Source organism: Bacillus cereus group sp. N8 (assembly GCF_016483685.1).
In the GTDB taxonomy this organism is placed as follows: domain Bacteria; phylum Bacillota; class Bacilli; order Bacillales; family Bacillaceae_G; genus Bacillus_A; species Bacillus_A proteolyticus.
Genome location: NZ_JAEHBK010000005.1, coordinates 81913 through 97337, shown reverse-complemented (window position 1 = coordinate 97337; position 15425 = coordinate 81913). Strand labels below are relative to the sequence as shown.

Genomic DNA, 15425 nt, shown 5'->3' with positions numbered 1-15425 from the left:
TAGATGAAATTATATGAGTAAAAAATCTGAAAAACAATGTATTTTGAACATTCGGAAAAATAAAGATTAATCTTTACAAAGAAAACGTTGCCACGTGTTACACAATCTTTTTTTACAATACATAAGGGGTTTCTTGATACACGTAATAATTCAACCAATTAGAGAATAATAAATTCCCATGACTCCTCCACCTAACAAGCGGTTTCTCATTTGGATTATTATGCTTAAAATAATTTTTTGGCACATCAATATTTAACCCTTTTTGACGATCTCGTTCGTATTCTTCTTTTAACGTATCACAACTATATTCGCTATGACCGAGTGCGAAAACTTGCCTTCCCTCTTGCCCAATAACAAGGTGAACACCAGCTTCTTCAGAGTTTGCTAACAATGTTAATTCTTTTACCCTTCTAATATCACTCTCTCGTACTTCTGTATGACGAGAGTGCGGGGCAAAAAACAACTCATCAAAGCCTTGTAACAATTTCACATGTTGTTCAAGGACCTCATGTTCAAATACACCAAACATTTTTTCCTTAAGAGGATACTTTGGAACGCCATAATGATGATACAAACCAGCCTGTGCCCCCCAGCAAATATGAAGCGTAGATGTTACATTCGTTTTTGAATACTCCATAATACTTTTAAGCTCTTCCCAATAATCTACTTCTTCAAAAGAAAGAGTTTCAACTGGTGCTCCTGTAATAATGAGCCCATCAAATCTTTCATTTTCAATATCACGAAACGTTTTATAAAAGCTTGTTAAATGGTCCTGCGCTACATTACGAGACAGATGTGATTCCATATGAAGCAAATGAACATCTAATTGCAACGGTGTATTTCCAATTAATCGAAGTAATTGTGCCTCTGTGTCTTGCTTCGTTGGCATTAAATTTAATATGGCAATTTTCAATGCCCGGATATCTTGTGTTTCTGCTCGTTCCTTCGTCATTACAAAAATATTTTCTTTTTGCAATACTTTACGAGCTGGTAAATCTTTATCAATTATGATCGGCATGTTGTTTGCCTCCGATTAATGCCGCTTCTAAATCTGCAATAATATCAGAAACATCTTCTATACCAACCGATAAACGAATTAAATCAGATGTAACACCAGCTAAACGCTGATCTTCAGCACTTAATTGTCTATGCGTCGTACTAGCAGGATGTATAACACAAGTTCTTGCATCAGCTACATGAGTTACGAGAGTCGCTAGTTTTACATTTGCGATAAATTCTTTTGCTGCTTCTAATCCACCTTTAATACCGAAAGTTAAAACTCCACTAGCACCTTTTTTCAAATACTTTTGTGCTAACGAGTAATTTTCATTACTATCTAACCCCGGATAATTCACCCATTCAATACGTTCATGGTTAGCAAGCCACTTGGCAACTGCGAGAGCATTTTCGCTATGACGTTCCATTCGTAAATGCAGTGTTTCTAAGCCAATATTGCTAATATACGCATTGAATGGGCTCATACAGTTTCCATAGTCTCTTAATAATTGAACGCGCGCTTTCACAATATAAGCTGCCGCTCCAAAATTTTGTACATAACTTACGCCGTGATAACTCGGATCAGGTTCGACAAGCTCAGGATATTTTCCATTTGTCCAATCAAAGTTTCCTCCGTCAATTACAATGCCACCTAAAGAGCTTGCATGACCATCAATATATTTCGTCGTAGAATGAACAATAATATTTGCTCCATGTTCGAACGCTTGGCATAAATAAGGAGTCGCTAATGTATTATCAACGATAAAAGGTACTTCTAATTCTTTTGCTGCCGCTGAAAGTTCTTTGAAATTCAAAACGTTCATTGCTGGATTTCCTAACGATTCTGCATAAACGAGTTTTGTCTTATCATTCGCAAGTGCCGCAATTTCATCTGCTGTTAAATTTGGATTAAAGAACGTAACATCAATGCCCAGCTTACGTAAACTTACTCCAAATAAATTAAATGTTCCCCCGTAAACTGTTGAAGAACAAAGAAGATGATCTCCACTACTACAAATATTTAAAACTGCCAGCATAATGGCCGCCTGCCCAGAAGCTGTCGCAACAGCCCCCACACCGCCTTCTAAATCTGATAACTTTTGCTCAAATGCAGCTAAAGTAGGATTTCCAATACGCGTATATATATATCCTTCTGCCTCTAAATTAAATAGTGCCGCTAAATCATCCGAGGTATCGTATTTATACGTTGTACTTTGATAAAGTGGCAAAACACGCGGTTCACCATTCTTTGGCGTATAGCCACCTTGCACACAAATTGTTCCTTTTCCCCATGATTCTCCCATCTCTCATTCTCCTTTCTTTTATACAAAATAAAAAACTGCCCCTTTCCTGAAAACAAGAAAGGAGCAGTTTGAAAACACGCTCTAAAGGCTCTTTCTTATCTCTCAGGATTATTACCTGCAGGATTTGGCACAATTCCGTTATACGGCTGTTGCCAAGGTTTCATCGGGCCTGTCCCTCCACCTTTTCTTGATAAGACTATGCAATTACCGTTGATTTTATAGCAATAATTTCCTGATGTCAATTGTTTTTTCTGAATGTTCTAAATCAAATTCATGAATTTTAATATAGACAACAAAAGAAATATATTCCATATTCATTTAAAAAAGACCTTTTAAAAACCTCGATCAATATATAGAATTAAATAAGTAGTTTAAGCGTATAGGTTCAAGATTCTCAAGAGACTCCATTATATTGAATAAGCCAGCCTCTCAAAAAGATACTATATATATTCAATTCATTTCACACTAGCATATTTAATCCTTTCTACATTAAAACTTACATAACGGAGGTATAACATGAAAAATAAAAAGGACATGCACTATATACTCGTCCTATATGGCATTCTTTTAGGCTCTATAGTAGGGGCTACAGTTTGGTTATTTTTAGTTACGCTAAATATCGGAATCCACTTTATTTGGGGATATTTACCTAACGTTTTCTCTTCTCCTCCTTATTACACTCTTTGTGTAACAATCATCGGCGGTATCCTCGTTGGTTTAACACAAAAATACTTCGGTACATATCCACGTCTTATGCCAGAAGTAATGGGTGAATATAAAAAAACAGGTAGAATTGAATACCGTTTTGTACATAAAGCTACTTTAACTGCGCTTATTGTTTTAATATTTGGAGCTAGTCTAGGTCCAGAGGCCGCACTTGTTGGAATTATCGGTGGACTTTGTACATGGGTAGGGGATCGCTTTAACTTCGCTTTAAAGGGAATGAACGAACTAACAGAAGTTGGAATTGGTGCCACTTTAAGCGTCATTTTTAACGCTCCATTATTCGGTTATTTAGCTCCGAATGAAAATGAGGGTGAACAAATTAATGGGTTTTCTAAAAGAAAAAAAGCAATTGTATATCTAACTACTACTTTTGCTGGTTTTTCCGTTTATTTATTGCTTAGTAAACTCGATAATCGTGGATCTTTTATTGTTGATTTTGGGGAAGGATCTCTTTCAATCAATGAATGGATCGCCTTTCTCCCTCTTGCTTGTATCGGTGCTATCGTCGGTTTCCTTTATTTCAAAGTAGAATTTACATTAGAGAAAATTATCCATCCTTTCCGCGAATACAAACTAACACTTGGAATTATAGGTGGGGTTTTATTAGGAATTGCGGGGACTTTTCTCCCATACACATTATTTTCTGGGGAACATCAATTAAAAGATTTAGTTGTTGAATGGAGCCATTTATCTTTTTGGGTATTACTTCTTTCAGGAGTTTTAAAATTATGTATTACCGCCGTTTGTTTAAATACAGGTTGGCGCGGTGGACATATCTTCCCAATTATATTTGCTGGATCAAGTATCGGATTCGCGATGGCTTCCATTCTTCCTATAGATCCAATAGCATCTGTGGCCATCGTAACAACAGCAATCTCAAGCTATGCGTTACGAAAGCCAATAGCTATAACCTTGTTATTACTTATGTTTTTCCCGCTCAATTTACTATTACCAATGCTTGGAGCGGCAGCGATTGGTAATGCATTTCCACTTCCTAAAAACAACGAAGCTACAAACGAATAAAAATAGGCAGTAGGGACAAAAGTTCCACTGCCTATTTTTATCCCGCTATTTGTGGGCAGTAAGACTCCCACCTCAAAATCCGGCGAATGCGAGGGAGTTAGGTGGGAGATAACTGCCCGTAAAAGTCCGATTGGTGAAGGCTAATAATCAGTGGGGGATGGACAAAACCCCCACTGATTAAAGTTTCACTTTATTACACACGCTGCTTTAATAGCGCGTATAACTCTTCAAAACTATGCACTTCATATGTTGGCACAATCTCGCTATTATTTGGTTTCTTTTCTGGATTAAACCAACAAGTATCAATTCCTGCTACATATCCACCTTTAATATCGGCACTTAACGAATCCCCAATAATGAGCCCTTCTTCAAAAGCAAAATTAGGAATCCTTTCAAAAACATAATCAAAATACTCTTTCAGCGGCTTTTGGAATCCCGTATCTTCAGAAACAAAAATATCTTTAAACAATGAATGTAATCCTGCATTACGTAAACGTTTATCTTGCGTCTTAGAAATACCGTTTGTCACTATATATAGATCATACTCACTTTGAATTTGATTTATAAATTCAAATGCACCTTGCATGAGTTGGTTTCCTTCTTCTAAGTAGCTACGATAATTATTTTCGAATAATATCCCATCTACTTCTTCCCCGTACTCTTTAAACAAAATCGAAAATCGTGTATTTACGACTTCATCACGGTTTATTTCACCTTCTTCAAAAGCATCCCAAAGGCTTTTATTAACTTTTTTATACTGCGCTTCAACCTCGCTAGTTAAAGGAATCCCTTTCTCTTCAAAGAGCATACGTAACGCCACTTTCTCCGCCTTCTGAAAATCTAACAATGTATCATCTACATCAAATAGCAATGTTTTATATTTTTTCATAAACCCCTCACGCTCTCTTTTCTACAAAAACAAATTTACATAAATCGTATCATTCTTCCTTGTAAAAATAATAGGAGATATCTCATACTACAAACAGGGGTGAAAATATGAAAATCAGTAAAAATGAGAAAGAAATTTATCAACACATACAAATTCATCAATTCCATACTCTTTTTTCCTTTCATGTCTTACCATATGTAGAACTACATTCTTTTCAAAAGAAAGAGATGATATGTAAGGAGGGGATCGACCTCCCTTATCTCTATTACTTAATTTCCGGGAAAGCAAAAATATATATGAGCCATAAAAATGGGAAAGTCTCTTTAATTAATTTTATTCAAGCACCTTCATTCATTGGGGAATTAGGATTAATTGGCGTAGAATCTGTTACGAAAGGGGTTGAGGTGATTGAAGATTGCATTTGCTTAGCGCTTCCTCTTAAAGATTGTCAGCATCTTTTATTGCAAGATGCTACCTTTCTACAGAAACTATGCAAATTTATTGGAGAAAAAACAATTACCCGAACAGAAAATTACGCCAAAAACTATAGTTATCCGTTTGAAAACCGATTAGCTGCGTTTATTCTATTAACGGAACAAAATAATTGCTATACCGAAAAACATACTGAGGCCTCAGAATACTTAAACGTCAGTTACCGCCATCTTTTATATGTATTAAACCAGTTTTGCCAGCAAAATTATTTAAAAAAAGAAGGCCGAACATATTATATACAAGATCGAAATCAATTAGAAAAACTTGCTGACGAGCTGAAAATATAAAAAAACAGCATTAACTTTTATGTTAATGCTGTTTTTTGAGTGGCGATTATAATTTCAATTAAAATTTGCTTGCTACTTTAGCTGCTTCTTCAAGACCTGCAGTAATGATTTCTTCTGCTTTATCTGGAAATTGGTTATGTCCCTCGATAACTACCGTTTCCATGTTTTTTGCACCGAAGAAGCCCATCATGCTTGCTACATATTTAACAGCCATTTCAACTTCCGCCGCTGGGCCTTCAGAGTATACGCCGCCGCGTGCATTTAATAATGCAATTTTCTTATCTCCGATTAGGCCAACTGGACCTTCTGGTGTATATTTAAACGTTTTACCTGCACGGTTTAAATAATCAATATACGTGTGTAGTACTGCTGGAATCGTTAAGTTCCATAATGGGAAACCGAAAACAACTTTATCAGCTTCTAAGAATTGATTTAAATACTTATCAGCAACTGCTACTACTTTTGCTTCTTCTTCTGTTAAATCAAATCCTCTGCTTGCTTTGAATGTACCATTAATCATGTCTACGCCTACATATGGTAATTCTTCTTTATATAAATCAAGTTCTACTACTGTATCATTTGGATGTGTTTCTTTATAGTTTGCTAAAAATGCCTCGTATAATTTCACACTTACTGCTTGTTCCGCTGGGCGGTTGTTTGCTTTTACAAATAAAACTGTTGCCATGATTCTTTTCCTCCTACTATTCACTCTTATGTTGTTATATATTACTTACGAAAAAGGGTTTCTCCCTTGTAATTGTTGTTGCTTACAAATACATTTTATCTTTATTTCAAGACAATTTCGTCCTCACATAGACGTATTTTTCCATAAAAAAGGTCCACCTTCTAAAGGCGAACTCAGTCTTACGACTTTAGTCTTATACAATTCCATTTTTCACTGCATATAATGCTGCTTGTGTGCGATCTGATAAATGTAACTTGCTCAAAATACTACTCACATGAGCTTTTACCGTTTTTTCCGTAATAACTAAAACAGAGGCGATTTCTTTATTACTCATCCCTTTCGCTAATAGCTGCAATACTTCATTTTCTCTTGCTGTTAGCACATCCACTTGAATAGAAGGTTCTTCTTCCTTTTCTTCCACAGGTAATGTTTGAGAGAGAAGAGCATTTGCTATATCCGGGTGTAATTGAATATTTCCTTTATATGCGCTTCGAATAGCTTCAACAAGCTGATCCGGTTCTACATCTTTTAAAATATAACCACTCGCTCCAGCTTTCAATGCCGGCAATACATGAGCCTGATCAGAAAAACTAGTTAAGACAATTACTTTCACGTTTGGATATTCTTTTTTAATACAAGCTGTCGCCTCAATCCCATCCATCTCAGGCATATATAAATCCATTAGTACAACATCAGGATTTGTTTCTCCTACTTTCACTAACGCTTCTTTTCCATTATTGGCTTCCCCAACTAATTCAAAATCTTCCTGTGTACTTAGAAAAAACGCTAATCCTTTTAAAACGACTGTATGATCATCAACTAACAATACTTTTATTTTCACAAACTTCCCTCATTTTCACATCATAATGGTACATTTACTTTTACACTTGTTCTTTTCTTATCACTTACAATTTTAATTGTTCCACCAACTAATTCTACTCTTTCACGCATCGTAGTCATACCAAGTGATTTCTTCTCTTTTATATCCTTTTCTTCAAAGCCGTTTCCTTGATCGATTATTTCTAATGATACATTTTTCTCCGTCACCTTGAAATAAATCGTCGCTTCTCGTACATTCGCATGCTTACTTACGTTATTTAAAGATTCTTGTCCAATTCGCCATAGCGCTTCCTCTACTACGCGTGGCAAATCACGAACACCAGTAACCTGTTCCCGAATTTTCAATCCCAAACTTTCGCCATATTGCTTTAGAGCTGGTAATAACCCTTTCTCTAATCCTGCCGGACGAAGCTGCCAAATCAAGGTCCTCATTTCTTTCAAAGCACCTTGCGCTAGTTCACGCATTTCATACAAAGAACTATCTACCTTTTCATTTTGGCCTTTTAAAACAGCTTCAGCACCCTTCGTCATAAAAGTTAATGAAAATAATTTTTGTGATACAGAGTCATGCAAATCTCTAGCTAAACGATTACGTTCCTCCATTCGTACAAGCTCTCGGCGTTTTTCATTTAACCTTAAGTTTTCTATCATTAATGATATATGATTTGCTAAAGCCTGTACTACATCTATCGTATTTATATCAAATTCTCCATTATTAGAACTTACACTTAATACGCCAAATATATGATTTTGAATATGTATTGGAATGGCAATAACTGCACTATTAGGATGTGCTATATTACTAACCTGACTCTTTAATAAAACAGGTTCTTCTTTTTCCAGCGCTTCCTGTGCTGCTAACTTCAAATCTTCTTGCAGCTCATCCATCTTATAAGAAGCCCTTACAGCAAGTTCATTTTCTTCTCTAATGAAGAATACAACTTGCTCCCATAGAAATAATTTCCCTATTTGTTCTACAATCCCCTCTGGCAATGCATTAAATTTATGAATCGCTCTTAAGGCTTGAATAAAACGCTCCAATTTCACATAATAATGCGCTCTTCGCTTTTCATTTTCATATAGTTTTGCCCGCTTTAAAGCCGTTCCAATTTGGAAAGCAACGGATTGGAGTAGTACTAATTCTTCTTCCGAAAAATGTGTTTTACCTGGACTTGCTACATTTAATACGCCAAACTTTTCTCCTCCAGCTTTTAAAGGAACCGTAGCATGATGAAGAATTCCTTCCGTATCTCCCCAATTATATTCAATTGCATTATTAATTCTTTTACATTCAATAATATTAACTGCTCGTTTTAATTTTCCATCTACAAATCCTCGTAAACACCAACACTCACCTTCACACATCGGGCGTTTATTTTCATATGTAAGTGCCTCTGGTAATTGGTAATCGATTAACTTCGTATACTTCCCATTTTCATCCGCAAGAAAAATCCATCCTGTCGTTAAACCTGTTACACTTAGTAATTTTTCTAGGACCGCTTGCAATACATGGTAGGTATCATTTGAGGTATTCAACGTTTCTGCAATCTCTTTTAATATAACTAATTCATTTGTACGATTCTCTTGAAACATAATTCGTCTCCTGCATACAAGATTTTAAATAGTACTTAACATAAATCATCTACTTTTCACTTTGTACTTATTCGTAACATTGATATAATAGTGAAAACATAGTTTTCATTATATCACTTGAGGGGGCTTTCATAATGACATTACATAAGGCACTTACAATCGCGGGTTCTGACACAAGTGGCGGTGCTGGTATACAAGCAGATTTAAAAACATTCCAAGAACTTGGCGTATATGGAATGACATCTCTTACGACAATCGTAACGATGGACCCACATAACGGTTGGGCACATAACGTATTCCCGATCGCGGCTTCTACATTAAAACCACAATTAGAAACAACAATTGAAGGTGTTGGCGTAGATGCTTTAAAAACAGGTATGCTTGGATCAGTAGAAATTATCGAAATGGTTGCGGAAACAATTGAAAAGCACAATTTCAAAAATGTAGTAGTTGATCCTGTTATGGTATGTAAAGGGGCCGATGAAGCGTTACACCCTGAAACAAACGACTGCTTACGTGACGTTCTTGTTCCAAAGGCACTAGTTGTAACACCAAACTTATTTGAAGCGTATCAATTAAGTGGTGTGAAAATTAATTCTCTTGAGGACATGAAAGAAGCTGCAAAGAAAATCCATGCTTTAGGTGCTAAATACGTACTAATTAAAGGTGGTAGCAAACTAGGTACAGAAACTGCTATTGATGTATTATATGACGGTGACACATTCGATCTTCTAGAATCAGAAAAGATTGATACGACAAATACACACGGTGCAGGTTGTACATATTCTGCTGCAATTACAGCAGAACTTGCAAAAGGAAAAACTGTAAAAGAAGCGGTAAAAACTGCAAAAGAATTCATCACAGCTGCAATTCGTCATTCATTCAAAATTAACGAGTATGTAGGACCAACACATCACGGTGCATACCGCAAATTCGTTGCACAGAAAGAGCTTGTCTAATAATAAATTAAAAAACATACTAAAACCGACAGAGCATTCATTGTTCTGTCGGTTTTAGTATGTTTTGCAAAAATGTTTTAAAGTACTCCTCGAATTCCTATGATGCTGAACTAACTTGGTTTCTACCATTTCTTTTTGAATAATATAATGCATCATCCGCTGCTTGAATAAATTGCTCAGGTGATTTTTTATACTCTGAAATCCCAACAGAAACTGTAATTTTAATTTTTGTTCCGTTTTTCAGTTGGAATGAATGCTTTTCAACAGCTAGTCGAATTTGTTCCCCTATACGAGTTCCAAATGCGAATCCCTTTTTCGGTATCAACAAGGCAAATTCTTCGCCACCCTTTCGAAAAACCAAATTAGAGAATGGTCCATTCTCTAACAAAATATGCCCTACTTGTTTTAACACTTCATCCCCAGCAGGATGACCGTATGTATCATTTACATACTTAAAGTGATCAATATCGATAAGTAATAAACAGAGTGAATCATTTTTCATATACTTGTTATCAATATGACGATTCATCTCTAAATCAAATTGCCTTACATTTCCTAGATTCGTTAATGCATCTATCGTTGCATAATGCTTCATCGTTTGAAATAATTCATTTGATTGCAATACGTAACTTGTACTTACAAATGTGATATATGCCGCTACAATACAACAAACTAAATATAATGAAACTACATACATATCCTTAAATAAAATATAAAGTGGCAGTATTAAAATAGACAAACTGCACACATTGAACCATATCCATTTTGTAAATATAGAAATTTTCATTCGCCAAATAAGGGTAATGCCAATCCCTATTGCCACGATAGTATAGCAAGCCAATTCAGAGGCTAAAGAATACTCAGTAAAAAGCACCCGCGTTATTAAAATGATCATAACTGTTATACTACTAGCTATTGGGCCACCAATTATAACTGCCAAAATAACTGCTAAATAACGTAAATCCAACATAATATCTTCAATATGCTATTGTATTACGTAATCCCTATAATTCCCAATTTTTTTATTTTACTGTTCCACGTGGAACAGTAAAATAAAAGAGGAGACGAAATTTCGTCTCCTCCATTAGCAACATCGTGATATCTTTCCGCCTTTTGCATTAAATCTAGCTTCTTGTGCCTCAGCAAAAAATTGCTTTTGACATAGAATTTTCTCTTCTGGATGATGCGCTTTCATATGATTTACATACGTTTCATAACTTGGAACTCCAACAAGCAAACTAATAAATTGCTTCCTCTTTCTCCATACGTTCCGTAAACTTTTAAGCATAGTTCCTCGACTCACTTTCATCTCTAGGAATATATGGCGCCTCTTTTAGCGGCATCGGCTTATTTCTTAATACTTGGATCCAAATTCGAAGTGCAGAAATTAATACAGCGATTACAACTATCATAAAAATTCCACAAAGTGCCGCATCAATATAGTCATTAAAAATAATTTGTTTCATTTGCGCAACGTTTTTAGCTGGAGCTAATACCTTCCCGTCATCTAATGCTCCCTGGAATACTTTCGCATGTGATAGAAATCCTATTTTAGGATTTTCATGAAATAACTTTTGATAACCAGCTGTCATTGTTACAATAAGCAATCCGACAGTTGGAATAAGTGTCACCCAAACATATGCTTTTTTCCCCATTTTGAACAAAATTGTCGTTCCAAGTAATAATGCAATACCTGCTAACATTTGGTTTGCAATACCAAAAAGTGGCCATAGCGTATTAATTCCGCCAAGAGGATCTACCACTCCTTGATATAAAAAGTACCCCCACCCTAGTACACATAGTGTTGTAGCTATCACATTTGCTAATGTAGAATCTGTTTTCGCAAACGGCTTATATACATGTCCTAAAATGTCTTGAATCATAAATCGCCCTACACGTGTTCCAGCATCAATCGTCGTTAAAATAAATAGTGCTTCAAAAAGAATCGCAAAATGGTACCAAAATGCCATCATCGCCGTTCCACCCATTACTTGTGAAAATATATACGCCATACCAATTGCTAATGTTGGTGCGCCACCTGTACGTGATAAAATGGTCTGTTCTCCGACATTAACAGCAAGTTCTTTTAATTCATTCGGTGTAATAGCAAATCCCCATGAGGAAATAACTTGAGCTGCTTGTGATACATCAGTCCCAATTAGTGCTGCTGGGCTATTAATTGCAAAATAAGTTCCTGGTGTTAATACACAAGCTGCAATCATAGCCATCGCCGCTACAAACGACTCCATCAACATCGCTCCATAACCGATTGGCCTTGCATGGCCTTCTTCCTCAATCATTTTCGGTGTCGTGCCTGATGAAACGAGAGCGTGGAATCCAGACACAGCACCGCAAGCTATTGTAATAAATAAGAACGGGAATAAATTTCCAGAGAAAACAGGTCCTGTTCCATCAATAAATTGAGATACTGCCGGCATCTTTAAATCTGGAGCTACAACTAAAATGCCAATTGCTAATCCAAGTATCGTTCCTATTTTTAAAAATGTACTTAAATAATCTCGTGGTGCAAGAAGCATCCAAACTGGTAATGCTGATGCAATAAATCCATATACGATAAGCATAATAGCAATTGTCTCACCACTAAAAGTAAACATACTTGCAAGCGTCGGATTTTCTGCTACATATTGTCCTCCAACAAGAGATAAAACTAGTAAAATAATACCAATTACTGATCCTTCTCCTACACGTCCTGGCCTAATGTAACGCATATAAACTCCCATTAAAATAGCAATTGGAATCGTTGCTGCGATTGTAAACATTCCCCACGGACTTCCAACGAGCGCTTTCACGACTACTAAAGCTAATACCGCTAATAAAATTATCATAATACCTAAAATACCAATCATCGCAATTAATCCTGTAACAGGACCAATCTCATCTTTAATCATTTCTCCTAATGATTTACCGTTACGTCTCATTGAAGCAAATAAAATTACAAAATCTTGTACAGCTCCAGCAATAACTACTCCAACGATAATCCAAATTGTCCCGGGTAAATAGCCCATCTGCGCCGCCAAAATTGGACCTACTAAAGGACCTGCCCCTGCAATCGCTGCAAAGTGATGGCCAAATAAAACCCATTTATTTGTCGGAACATAATCCTTCCCATCATTTAATGTATGAGCAGGTGTTTGCCTATTATTATCTAGTCCGAAAACTTTCCTCGCTATAAATCTACTATAAAAGCGATAAGCAATCGCATACACTGATACAGCAGCAACTAATAGCCATACAGCATTAATTGTTTCGCCTTGAGATAAGGCTATTACACCAAAAGCAGATGCTCCTAGTGCTGCAATAACTCCCCAAAGTAAAATTGACTTCAACGTTTTCACATACAATCCCCCCATTACTACTTCTTAGTGGAGATTGTACTAAATTTTCTGAATATTTAAGTTAAATCCTCCTTATCATGAAGGATTTCTAGTTTATCATGTTAAAATTCTCTCATTACTTGTCATAGTTCAATTTTATTTCGAAGTCGTTTTACATAATTACGACTTACTGGAATCGGTTGCTCATCGTACCCGTCTAAATACAAATTATACGTGCCATTATAATAAGGTTTAAGTTCTTGTACATATAACATATTAATTAAATAACTTTTATGTACACGTAAAAAATCATATGCATTAAGCTTATTTTCTAATTCCTGAAGTGTATATGTTGAAATATGATGATTATTCGTTGTATAAATTGAAACTGTTTTATTTTCCTTATTTTTACTTACATATATAATATCCTCTGGAAAAATATATCTAATTCCCTCATGGCCTTCTATCGGCAGTTTACGCAAATGACTCTTTGCTTTCTCACTTTTTTCTTTCCCCATTTTATATAAAATGAATTGTAAATCTTCTTCACGAAATGGTTGCAATAAATAATAAAATGCTTGGAAACGAAAAGCTGTAATTGTCTCCTCTATATCCTCACCAATAAAAATAAATTTTGTATAACAATTCACTTCTCGTAACAAGCTCGAATATTCAAAACCAGTGCCGTCTACTAATTGCGAATTTAAAAAAACAAAATCAGGTGTATGCTTTTTCATTATTAGCAAAGATTCTGTTCCGGTTCTCGCTTCAAAACATTCTACATTTCGAATGTTCTCAGTAAAGTACTCAACTAATTTTCTTCGCTCTTCTGTCTCTTCCATGATAAGTAAAATTTTCATTTATCCAACCACCTAATTCCTTTGTCCATATGTCTTGTTGTATACATTCGCTTTAGTAAGAAACAATCCCTTTTTCTTACTATACCATTATTTATCTAAAAAAACAGAAAAAAGGAAACCACTTTGGTTTCCCCTTTTCTTTTATCTCGATTGGTGCGTGCTAATAATCAGTGGGGAATAGATGAAACCTCCACTAATTAAAGTTTCACTTTATACCAATTCCTGCTGTTTCGTTTCTTGCCCAAGTATAATCACAGCAAGTGTCCCAATTAAAATTGATCCACAGAAAATCGTAAATATTAGCGATAGTGAAGCTTGTGAAGCAACTAAATATCCTACTAATAGTGGTCCAAGAATACCACCAATACGTCCAAATGCCGCTGCCATTCCTGCACCCGTACCGCGAATAACTGTTGGATACTGTTCAGGTGTGTAAGCGTATAATGCACCCCAAGCACCTAAGTTAAAGAAGGATAATAACATTCCCGCTACTATTAATGCTGTTAATGAATCCGCGATTCCGAACACATAAGCACTACATGCTGTACCAATTAAATACGTAACCAATACAAATTTACGACCAAGACGTTCAATAAACCATGCTGCTGTAAAATATCCTGGTAATTGAGCTAATGTCATAATAAGTACGTACTGGAAACTTTTTATTAAACTAAAACCTTTCAGTACCATTACACTAGGTAACCAAAGGAACATTCCATAATAGGAAAAGACAACACAAAACCATAAAATCCATAACATAATTGTTGCTTTACGATACTTCCCAGACCAAACCGATTTTATATTCTCAATAATAGATGGCCTTTTTTCAACCTTTTGAAACCTTGGAGAATCGGGTAAATTCCATCTTAAATATAAAGCATATAAAGCCGGAACTGCACTTAATACCATCGCAACTTCCCAACCGTATTTAGGAATCACAAAGTACGAGATAAGAGCTGCAATTAACCAGCCACCAGCCCAAAAGCTTTCTAATAGCACAACTATTTTCCCACGTTCGTGCGCTTCAACACTCTCTGATACGAGGGTAGATGCAACTGGGAGTTCTCCGCCGAGTCCCATACCAATTAAAAAGCGTAACATGAGGAACATTGTGAGTGTCGTCGTTAAGGCTGTTAAGCCACTACCAATAGAAAATAGTAATAATGTAATAATGAAGACCGATTTCCGTCCTATTTTATCTGATAGTACCCCAAAGACAAGCGCTCCTACAGCCATACCAATTGAGTTAATACTACCTATCCAACCCATCTCTTGAGTACTTAATCCCCAATCTTTTTGCAACGCCACTATTACAAATGAAAGCATTCCAACATCCATTGCGTCAAATAGCCATCCAAGCCCCGCTATACCAAGTAGCTTTCGCTTCGAAATTTCTTTTACCTTGCTCACAAGAAGTCCTCCTTACACAGCTGTCT

General features: G+C 35.9%; 13 protein-coding genes, 1 pseudogene and 1 riboswitch. Of the genes and pseudogenes, 3 read left to right on the top strand and 11 right to left on the bottom strand.

Annotation, left to right across the window (positions count from 1 at the left end; genetic code table 11):
- Positions 1-112: 112 nt before the first annotated feature.
- Positions 113-1018, bottom strand: coding sequence for a homoserine O-acetyltransferase MetA (metA, locus tag JDS80_RS10460; RefSeq protein ID WP_071744013.1), 906 nt, complete (start codon positions 1016-1018; stop codon positions 113-115).
- Positions 1002-2300 (bottom strand): bifunctional O-acetylhomoserine aminocarboxypropyltransferase/cysteine synthase, encoded by a 1299-nt coding sequence (locus tag JDS80_RS10455; RefSeq protein WP_071744012.1) that lies wholly within the window; start codon positions 2298-2300, stop codon positions 1002-1004. The genes metA and JDS80_RS10455 overlap by 17 nt, the downstream gene beginning before the upstream one ends.
- A 92-nt stretch (positions 2301-2392) precedes the next feature.
- Positions 2393-2497: riboswitch (SAM riboswitch) on the bottom strand.
- A gap of 319 nt (positions 2498-2816) precedes the next feature.
- Between JDS80_RS10455 and JDS80_RS10450 the strand changes: the two genes are divergently transcribed.
- Positions 2817-4049 carry a chloride channel protein gene (locus tag JDS80_RS10450; protein ID WP_071770529.1) on the top strand — a complete coding sequence of 411 codons (1233 nt, stop codon included), beginning with the start codon at positions 2817-2819 and terminating at the stop codon, positions 4047-4049.
- A 193-nt stretch (positions 4050-4242) separates the two neighbouring features.
- On the opposite strand, the gene JDS80_RS10445 is transcribed toward JDS80_RS10450, so the two are convergent.
- Positions 4243-4938: a YjjG family noncanonical pyrimidine nucleotidase gene (locus tag JDS80_RS10445; RefSeq protein WP_097831410.1), complete on the bottom strand. Its 696-nt coding sequence runs from the start codon at positions 4936-4938 to the stop codon at positions 4243-4245.
- A 107-nt stretch (positions 4939-5045) separates the two neighbouring features.
- Between JDS80_RS10445 and JDS80_RS10440 the strand changes: the two genes are divergently transcribed.
- Positions 5046-5717, top strand: a complete 672-nt coding sequence (locus JDS80_RS10440) for a transcriptional regulator YeiL (protein ID WP_199638361.1) — start codon at positions 5046-5048, stop codon at positions 5715-5717.
- Between the two features lie 58 nt (positions 5718-5775).
- On the opposite strand, the gene JDS80_RS10435 is transcribed toward JDS80_RS10440, so the two are convergent.
- From JDS80_RS10435 to JDS80_RS10425, 3 genes are all read right to left on the bottom strand, one after another.
- Entirely contained in the window at positions 5776-6402 is a 627-nt protein-coding gene (locus JDS80_RS10435) for an FMN-dependent NADH-azoreductase (protein ID WP_199638358.1), read from the bottom strand.
- Positions 6403-6595: 193 nt separating this feature from the next.
- The gene (locus JDS80_RS10430; RefSeq protein WP_071744007.1) at positions 6596-7243 is read right to left on the bottom strand and encodes a response regulator; all 648 of its coding nucleotides are present in this window, start codon (positions 7241-7243) and stop codon (positions 6596-6598) included.
- A gap of 20 nt (positions 7244-7263) precedes the next feature.
- The gene (locus JDS80_RS10425; RefSeq protein ID WP_199638356.1) at positions 7264-8835 is read right to left on the bottom strand and encodes a GAF domain-containing sensor histidine kinase; all 1572 of its coding nucleotides are present in this window, start codon (positions 8833-8835) and stop codon (positions 7264-7266) included.
- Positions 8836-8969: 134 nt separating this feature from the next.
- On the opposite strand from JDS80_RS10425, the gene pdxK reads away from it, so the two are divergent.
- Entirely contained in the window at positions 8970-9794 is an 825-nt protein-coding gene (gene pdxK / locus JDS80_RS10420) for a pyridoxine/pyridoxal/pyridoxamine kinase (protein WP_199638354.1), read from the top strand.
- A 97-nt stretch (positions 9795-9891) separates the two neighbouring features.
- On the opposite strand, the pseudogene JDS80_RS10415 reads toward pdxK, so the two are convergent.
- The 5 genes and pseudogenes from JDS80_RS10415 to JDS80_RS10395 all read right to left on the bottom strand — a co-directional run.
- Positions 9892-10779 (bottom strand): annotated as a pseudogene (locus JDS80_RS10415) (GGDEF domain-containing protein); the annotation flags it as partial.
- A gap of 99 nt (positions 10780-10878) precedes the next feature.
- Positions 10879-11082 carry a YbdD/YjiX family protein gene (locus JDS80_RS10410; RefSeq protein ID WP_071744004.1) on the bottom strand — a complete coding sequence of 68 codons (204 nt, stop codon included), beginning with the start codon at positions 11080-11082 and terminating at the stop codon, positions 10879-10881.
- Positions 11075-13150 (bottom strand): carbon starvation protein CstA, encoded by a 2076-nt coding sequence (cstA, locus tag JDS80_RS10405; protein ID WP_098889032.1) that lies wholly within the window; start codon positions 13148-13150, stop codon positions 11075-11077. Before cstA ends, JDS80_RS10410 begins: the two co-directional genes overlap by 8 nt.
- A gap of 122 nt (positions 13151-13272) precedes the next feature.
- The gene (locus tag JDS80_RS10400; protein WP_071744002.1) at positions 13273-13989 is read right to left on the bottom strand and encodes a LytR/AlgR family response regulator transcription factor; all 717 of its coding nucleotides are present in this window, start codon (positions 13987-13989) and stop codon (positions 13273-13275) included.
- A gap of 210 nt (positions 13990-14199) precedes the next feature.
- The gene (locus JDS80_RS10395; protein ID WP_199638352.1) at positions 14200-15399 is read right to left on the bottom strand and encodes an MFS transporter; all 1200 of its coding nucleotides are present in this window, start codon (positions 15397-15399) and stop codon (positions 14200-14202) included.
- Positions 15400-15425: the final 26 nt, after the last annotated feature.

What these genes read in the sequence shown, in the direction of transcription:
- metA (WP_071744013.1), bottom strand. Translation starts at nt 1,018, where the DNA reads ATGCCGATCATAATTGATAAAGATTTACCAGCTCGTAAAGTATTGCAA.
- JDS80_RS10455 (WP_071744012.1), bottom strand. Translation starts at nt 2,300, where the DNA reads ATGGGAGAATCATGGGGAAAAGGAACAATTTGTGTGCAAGGTGGCTAT.
- JDS80_RS10450 (WP_071770529.1), top strand. Translation starts at nt 2,817, where the DNA reads ATGAAAAATAAAAAGGACATGCACTATATACTCGTCCTATATGGCATT.
- JDS80_RS10445 (WP_097831410.1), bottom strand. Translation starts at nt 4,938, where the DNA reads ATGAAAAAATATAAAACATTGCTATTTGATGTAGATGATACATTGTTA.
- JDS80_RS10440 (WP_199638361.1), top strand. Translation starts at nt 5,046, where the DNA reads ATGAAAATCAGTAAAAATGAGAAAGAAATTTATCAACACATACAAATT.
- JDS80_RS10435 (WP_199638358.1), bottom strand. Translation starts at nt 6,402, where the DNA reads ATGGCAACAGTTTTATTTGTAAAAGCAAACAACCGCCCAGCGGAACAA.
- JDS80_RS10425 (WP_199638356.1), bottom strand. Translation starts at nt 8,835, where the DNA reads ATGTTTCAAGAGAATCGTACAAATGAATTAGTTATATTAAAAGAGATT.
- pdxK (WP_199638354.1), top strand. Translation starts at nt 8,970, where the DNA reads ATGACATTACATAAGGCACTTACAATCGCGGGTTCTGACACAAGTGGC.
- JDS80_RS10410 (WP_071744004.1), bottom strand. Translation starts at nt 11,082, where the DNA reads ATGCTTAAAAGTTTACGGAACGTATGGAGAAAGAGGAAGCAATTTATT.
- JDS80_RS10400 (WP_071744002.1), bottom strand. Translation starts at nt 13,989, where the DNA reads ATGAAAATTTTACTTATCATGGAAGAGACAGAAGAGCGAAGAAAATTA.